The organism is Treponema sp., assembly GCF_017430385.1.
Taxonomy (GTDB): domain Bacteria; phylum Spirochaetota; class Spirochaetia; order Treponematales; family Treponemataceae; genus Treponema_D.
This window is the reverse complement of the sequence record NZ_JAFRNB010000078.1, coordinates 1-3,951: the sequence shown is the minus strand read 5'-3', so window position 1 is coordinate 3,951 and position 3,951 is coordinate 1. Positions and strand designations below refer to the sequence as shown.

Annotated in this window: 6 protein-coding genes; 5 read left to right on the top strand and 1 reads right to left on the bottom strand. The window is 45.2% G+C overall.

The genetic code is table 11. The annotated features are described in order from the left end of the window. The first annotated feature begins 101 nt into the window (after positions 1 to 101). The 5 genes from IJJ71_RS05245 to IJJ71_RS05225 all read left to right on the top strand — a co-directional run bounded on the left by IJJ71_RS05245 (position 102) and on the right by IJJ71_RS05225 (position 3,029). Positions 102 to 1,091: a tyrosine-type recombinase/integrase gene (locus tag IJJ71_RS05245; RefSeq protein WP_296845746.1), complete on the top strand. Its 990-nt coding sequence runs from the start codon at positions 102 to 104 to the stop codon at positions 1,089 to 1,091. Between the two features lie 110 nt (positions 1,092 to 1,201). Then, a complete protein-coding gene (locus IJJ71_RS05240; RefSeq protein ID WP_296845744.1) occupies positions 1,202 to 1,669 on the top strand; it encodes an NlpC/P60 family protein in 468 nt (155 codons plus the stop codon). Continuing rightward, positions 1,666 to 2,055: a hypothetical protein gene (locus IJJ71_RS05235; protein ID WP_296845742.1), complete on the top strand. Its 390-nt coding sequence runs from the start codon at positions 1,666 to 1,668 to the stop codon at positions 2,053 to 2,055. The genes IJJ71_RS05240 and IJJ71_RS05235 overlap by 4 nt, the downstream gene beginning before the upstream one ends. Then, positions 2,045 to 2,239: a hypothetical protein gene (locus IJJ71_RS05230; protein ID WP_296845741.1), complete on the top strand. Its 195-nt coding sequence runs from the start codon at positions 2,045 to 2,047 to the stop codon at positions 2,237 to 2,239. The genes IJJ71_RS05235 and IJJ71_RS05230 overlap by 11 nt, the downstream gene beginning before the upstream one ends. A 13-nt stretch (positions 2,240 to 2,252) precedes the next feature. Continuing rightward, positions 2,253 to 3,029, top strand: coding sequence for a DUF4469 domain-containing protein (locus IJJ71_RS05225; protein ID WP_296845740.1), 777 nt, complete (start codon positions 2,253 to 2,255; stop codon positions 3,027 to 3,029). Positions 3,030 to 3,234: 205 nt separating this feature from the next. Here IJJ71_RS05225 and IJJ71_RS05220 read toward each other — a convergent pair whose 3' ends face one another. After that, positions 3,235 to 3,855, bottom strand: a complete 621-nt coding sequence (locus IJJ71_RS05220) for a hypothetical protein (RefSeq protein WP_296845739.1) — start codon at positions 3,853 to 3,855, stop codon at positions 3,235 to 3,237. Positions 3,856 to 3,951: the final 96 nt, after the last annotated feature.

The window sequence follows — 3,951 nt, the reverse complement described above, 5'->3', positions numbered from 1 at the left end:
CTCCCACAAATAGGCATTTGGGGGAACAGAAGAATTTGGAATTTTCGTAACAACAAAGCATACCGATATAAATTTAAAATTTTTATATCAGGAGCAAATGAATGTCTACAGAAATCATCAACAAAATTAAAAACAAAATGGCGGAAAGCCTTCTGCCAGAGCAGATGAAAAAACTTGAACTTGTCCTTATAGAGATTTTATCAGACGGAACGCCACCTAACCTTCATAAAAACAGAAAGAATCTTATAAAAGAATTCATAAATGCAAAAAAAATCGAGGGATGCTCGAAAAGAACCGGGGAGTATTACACTTCCGTCCTGACATTCTACGAAAAAAATATCGGATGCGACCTCTGCCTCGCGGAAAGCGAGACAATAAGGGAATATCTTATAAACTATCAGAAAATCAACAACTGTTCAAATGTAACCCTCGACACTGTAAGAAGGATTCTTTCCAGCTTCTACAAATGGCTTGAGGAAGAAGACTTCATCATAAAAAGCCCTATGAGACGAATTCACAGGATAAAAGCCCCTGTAATAATAAAGCCTGCGTTCTCAAGCGAGCAGATAGAAATAATAAGAAATGTAGCATCTGAAAATTGCCGTGACATTGCAATCATAGATTTGTTGCTTTCATCCGGAATAAGAATCAGCGAGCTGGTGAATCTTGACCGCTCCGCAATAAATCTTAATTCCCGCACCTGTATAGTATTCGGAAAGGGATCGAAGCAGAGGGAATCATATTTTGATGTCAAAACTAAAATAGAACTTGAGAAATATCTAAAATCAAGGAAAGACAAGAACAGGGCTTTGTTTGTGAGCTCACGGAAAAAAACGAAAAACAACACATACACACGGCTTACGGTCAATTCAATAGAAAAGATGATTCGGGAAATCGGAGTAAAAACCCAGATTGAGAATGTACATCCGCACCGCTTCCGCCGCACAATGGCAACGCTTGCGATAGACAAGGGGATGCCGATAGAACAGGTGCAGGTTCTGCTCGGGCACACAAAAATAGACACCACTCTGCGCTATGCCAATGTCCAGCAGGTCAATGTCCGCCACTCGCACCAAAAATACATCTGCTGACACTAGGATTTTCCCCTCAGACTAACTAAACTACTAGAATTTTCCTCATTTTTTTCCGCTATCCTTTAGTCATAAGCGCTTATAAAACACCAACTAAAGGAGATTCAATTATGAACCAAAAGAAAACGGACACGCACGGATATCTGTGCGCCTATGCAGCCAAACTTCGGAACGAAGGCTTTTCAGACGAAGAGATTTTCGCCGCCATGCTCGAAGAATTCAACGGCACGCCATACATCTGGGGCGGAGCAAGCCTCGACGGAAGTGACTGCTCTGGCACAGTCTGTTCATGCCTCAACGCAATTTTCAACACAAAAAAACGCGTGACGGCAGACAGCCTTTTCAGGAACTACTTCACGGAAAAGCCTGAAAAACATGGCGGGATTCAGGCAGCGTTCTTCCTTGATGAAAGCGGAAAGGCCGTTCATGTGGCAGCCTGCATGGGCGACGGCCTTTTCATGAACGAGTCTCGGATTGAAAAGAACGGCGGCACCCCCCGCACGCTCTCACAGCTGAAAGCCATGTATTTCCCGTACCTTCTCGTGCGCAGGAAGCTGGAGGAAAAGAGATGGGCGTGAATCTTTGTGAAGTAAGCTTCAGTGAGCTTTGGACTCTGGTTCTCAAACGCTGCGTGTATCTCGTGGCAAAGTTCATCAGCTTCAAGGGCATGGCTTTCATAGTCTGCTGCGCGTTTTTGTACCTCGGAGTGATTTCGGGGGCAGTCTGGTGCTCGCTGATTCTCGGAATCATAACGAACAGAACCGGCAAGCAGATTATGAATCATCTTGGAAAAGGAGAATATGAAGATGAAAAGAAAGATGACGGCTTTGCTTCTGATTCTGTCCGCAGCCCTTCACCCGCTTTGTGCAAATCCGCACGGAGCAGGAGTGCAGGAAAACCGGCTCGAACAGCAGCCGGAGCAAAGGAGCGTATCAGAAACATCCTTTCAAACGGTGAGTTCTGAGCAGCTTGAGGAAATCTTTGCGGTCATCGACGACATGCGTGACCAATGGATTTCGGACATCGCGCTCCATGAGGAAAAGATTTTCTCGCTCAAAAAGCAGAGAAGATTCTGGATTAAGGTATCTGTATGCGAGGCACTTGTTATAGCGGCCGGCGCATACTGCATTCACAACTTAAACAAATAAGAGGAGATTTTTTATGAACATCAACACACTTTCACAGCAGACGGCTGACTATGAATCATCAAAGCTCGCGGTAGCACTCTACCCTACAGCAATGCGAAAAGAAACAGACGGCAAGATGACATACCATGCCCGCACTCTTTTCAGAAACAAGCTTACCATGGAGAACATTGCAAACGACATCCTCGCCACGGGGTCACTCACAGGCTACAGCGTCGAACAGATTCTGAGCGTGTGGAGCGTAGTAAACAACGCCATGATTGACCGCGTTCTCAACGGCTCAATCGTTGACGGTGGAATCGGCTCATACTACGCCAGGATTTCCGGCAGTTTCGACAGCGAACAGTCATCGTTCGACCACAAGAAGAACGCAATAGACATCGCCTTCCGAAGCGGAAAGGAAGTGAAGGAGCTTGCAAAGTCCATCTCTCCTGTAATCGCGCAGGGCAACAGCACCAAGCCTGAGATTGTCAGCGTAACGGACATTGAGAGCGGCAGGGAAAACGTACTTACACCGGGCGGATTCCTCGACATTGCAGGAAAGAGCATTCTCGTCACAGGAAGCAACGAGGATGTGGGGCTTTACTTCATAAATGTTGACGATGAAAGCAAAACTGTGAAACTTCCGGCATCAAAAATCGGCGTGAACACATCAAGCCGTATTGCATGCGTTGTTCCGAACCTTGAAAGCGGAAGCTGGAGAATCAGGATTGTGACACAGTACGCCAAAAGCACTGTTCCCTGCAGGGAATCGAAGTCACAGATTTTCTGCAATACTTTCACGGTAGCATAGCAATCCGCAAATTTTATTACGGCAATACTTGCACATTAGTACGGCAATACTTACACACGAGCATTGCCGTACTAAAGGTGAAGTATTGCAATACTAAGACACAAGCATTGCAATACTAACGTACGAGCACGGCAATACTTTTTTTTTCGTATTGCCGTGCTTTTTTTTGCGGATTGCAATACTTTTTTTTGCGTATTGCAATGCTTTACCTGAACTTCGCCCTTAGCTCAAATGCAGATTTTACTTTGAATTTCGTTAGCACTGCGTGCCAGTGGGAAGCCGCCGTGTTGAGCGAATTGAAGCCGAAGTCAGCCTTTAGTTCCTTCTGAGATTTTCCGGTCATCATGTAAAGGAAGGCGTATTTCTGATTTTTGGAAAGCTTGTAGTAAGTATCCACCCTGTCACGGTAAAATTCTTCGCCACGCTCAAAAGTTCCCTGAGAGCGGAATGGCTTTCCCTCAAGATATGCCTTTTTGCAAAAAGAAAATTCTTCCTCACTTCTCAAATCGAACATAATTAATTCCGCATTGTTTTCAAGCATGATGTCGAGGTTTTCCTGCGGCACGCCATCCCATGCAAGGCAGAATACGAGAGGCCTTTCTTCTCCATATCCCTCAGAAGCAGCCTTAAAGAACAGCTCCAAATCATAGAATGACACCGCACAGTTCACGCAAAGAACATCACATTCGGGCGGATTTTCGCGAACCTCATCAAGCGAGGCAAGTTTCTCAGGCCTTATTTTCCCGAGAACATAACGGATTGCGGGAAGCATGAATACATATTCGCTCATGCTAAAACCGTAAACACAAACTTTTTTGAATTCCATTGGGATTCCTCCTATGGAATTTATCGGAAATAAAGAAAGGGGGGTTTTGGCAGACAATGCCCCAGCTCCTCCAAATGCCTATTTGTGGGAGATATG

Coding starts and splice junctions, on each gene's coding strand:
- IJJ71_RS05225 (WP_296845740.1), top strand. CDS start 2,253: ATGAACATCAACACACTTTCACAGCAGACGGCTGACTATGAATCATCA.
- IJJ71_RS05220 (WP_296845739.1), bottom strand. CDS start 3,855: ATGGAATTCAAAAAAGTTTGTGTTTACGGTTTTAGCATGAGCGAATAT.
- IJJ71_RS05245 (WP_296845746.1), top strand. CDS start 102: ATGTCTACAGAAATCATCAACAAAATTAAAAACAAAATGGCGGAAAGC.
- IJJ71_RS05240 (WP_296845744.1), top strand. CDS start 1,202: ATGAACCAAAAGAAAACGGACACGCACGGATATCTGTGCGCCTATGCA.